The organism is Clostridium sp. SGI.024, assembly GCF_050315195.1.
In the GTDB taxonomy this organism is placed as follows: domain Bacteria; phylum Bacillota; class Clostridia; order Clostridiales; family Clostridiaceae; genus Clostridium.
On the sequence record NZ_JBNPON010000129.1, the window covers coordinates 1 to 2,306 of the forward strand.

Below are 2,306 nucleotides of genomic sequence, written 5' to 3' on the forward strand. Positions count from 1 at the left end.
AGGAGATTTTCACTAATCTCCTTTTTTTATTCTACATACTCAAAATCCTCTTTATAGGTATCTAACGCTTTTAATTCCATACTTTCTGGAACTAAAATTTCCTTTCTTTTCTTATAAAATTCATCTTCATTTAAAGGACCATATACTTCATCTTTTTCAATATCTATAATCCAAAATTCATATTCTTCCTCTGGAATTGATTCAATATACTCTTCTTTTTCTTTATAATTATCTAATTCCATTCCATCTATTTTATATGTAGGTATTGATCTTGCAATAATATACTCATCATTATAATCAAGTTCTATTACTTTCCCACTAGTCTTTGTAATAAGACCACCATCTCCATCTGGCATTCTTATTACAACTTTATTCGGATTAATTTTCCATAGCTCATAATTATTTGTTAGTTTCATTTTATAATCTGATTTTGGTGTTGCCACAACACATCCATGAATATTAGCTATTAATATAATACTAATCAAACATTTAATTATTTTTCTCACAAAAACACCTCCTAAATACATTTTTTATTATATCACATTAAATAATTTTATTCCATTTTTTGAATTTTATGGTTTACTTTTTCCTTGAAAAACACCTTTTTATACTATAGAAAATCACTAATGGTTAGAGGGAGGTTTTTTATGAGTAAACACTTAATTGAAAATTCTAATAATGAAGATGAATATTTTTTAGAAATTTTATATAAACTAAAATCTAAAATCGATTATTTAAGCTATAAATTAAATTATCCAGAAGCCAATACCGATCTTATAATTTCACTTTTAAAAACATTTAGAAATTTGGATGAATCTAAGTTTAATACCCAAACAGACCTATTAAACTATTTAAAAAGATGTCTAGATAATAGCTCTATAAAACTATATTACTCTCAAAAAAAATATACTGATACGTTTACTTTTTGTTCTGAATTTGAAAGTTTAGCAAATAAAAATTCAAATTTTAACGACCTAGAATTTTCGGATGTTTTTTTCGAATCCCTATTGTCTGATCTAAGTCCCAAAGAAAAAAGTATAATTTCAAAAAAATTCAAACTCCAATTATCAGATTCAGAAATAGCTAAACAAAACTCTGTTTCAAGGCAAGCTATTAATAAGTCTAAAAAAATAGCCTTACAAAAATTAAAGAAAAATTTAATATTTTAATATATTGATTTACATATAAAAATAAATAATAAAGGAGGTTTACATTATGATTCAAAAATTAATAAATCAAGATAAATACAATATAAAATGTCCATATAATATGAACCCTATTGGTATATGCATTCATAATACTGCTAATGATGCAAGTGCACAACATGAAATAGATTATATGTTATCTAATGATAATGAAGTATCCTTTCATATAGCAATTGATGATTTAGAAGCAATACAAGCTATTCCATTTAACAGAAATACATGGCATGCCGGTGACGGCGAAAACGGGCTCGGTAATAGAAATTATATTTCAATAGAAATTTGCTACAGTAAATCTGGAGGAGAAAAATTTATAAATGCTGAAAAATTAGCTATAAAAGAAATAGCTTTATTATTAAAAGAATTCAACTGGTCTATAAATGAAATTAAAAAACATCAAGATTTCTCAGGTAAATATTGCCCACACAGATCGTTGGAACTAGGTTGGGATAGATTCTTAAATTTAATTCAAAATGAATTAAGTAGAATAAACTCATCAAATAACAATTCTTCTTCAGAAACTAATTATTCTAATGATAAAGAATTAAAAAGATATCCAGAACATGGTAAATGCACAATAACAGTTGATTCTATTGACTTTAGAAGCAAGCCATATATAGGAAATGATAATCCTATTCAAGGTCAATATTATAGAGATGAGTTTGTTTACTATGATTTAGTTGTCATTACAGAATATTATGTCTGGATAAGTTGCATAGGAGCTTCTGGGACAAGAAGATACATGCCTATAACTGATAGAAAAACCGCAACTAAGTTGGCATATTGTACTTAAAAATCACCACTAATTTAAACTTAAATTTACATCTTAATAAAAACATATTTAGTAAATGAACTTTATGGTTTTTTATATTTTTTAAGAGCACCTAACATGCAATCTTCGTTTAAAGCACTTATTTCGCTAAATAGAATTTTCACGAAGAAATTAAAAAATACGATTTTAAGCCATTTGTAGGCTATTGAAAATCAAAAAAATCATAGTTTTTAGTTTACTATAAATAAACTTCTATGAAAAAAGGTACTATTTCGCAATGATAGTTACGAAATAGTACCTTTTCCAATTTTAAAAAGGGGCATATGCCCCTT

3 protein-coding genes are annotated in these 2,306 nt (G+C 25.8%); 2 read left to right on the forward strand and 1 reads right to left on the reverse strand.

Translation table 11 applies throughout. From position 1 onward, the window contains the following. Nucleotides 1-26: 26 nt before the first annotated feature. Nucleotides 27-506 (reverse strand): DUF3997 domain-containing protein, encoded by a 480-nt coding sequence (locus tag ACQRD5_RS16980; protein WP_320899709.1) that lies wholly within the window; start codon nt 504-506, stop codon nt 27-29. A gap of 141 nt (nt 507-647) precedes the next feature. On the opposite strand from ACQRD5_RS16980, the gene ACQRD5_RS16985 reads away from it, so the two are divergent. After that, entirely contained in the window at nt 648-1,169 is a 522-nt protein-coding gene (locus ACQRD5_RS16985) for a sigma factor-like helix-turn-helix DNA-binding protein (protein ID WP_291631708.1), read from the forward strand. Nucleotides 1,170-1,215: 46 nt separating this feature from the next. Next, nucleotides 1,216-1,995 carry an N-acetylmuramoyl-L-alanine amidase gene (locus tag ACQRD5_RS16990; RefSeq protein ID WP_291631706.1) on the forward strand — a complete coding sequence of 260 codons (780 nt, stop codon included), beginning with the start codon at nt 1,216-1,218 and terminating at the stop codon, nt 1,993-1,995. Nucleotides 1,996-2,306: the final 311 nt, after the last annotated feature.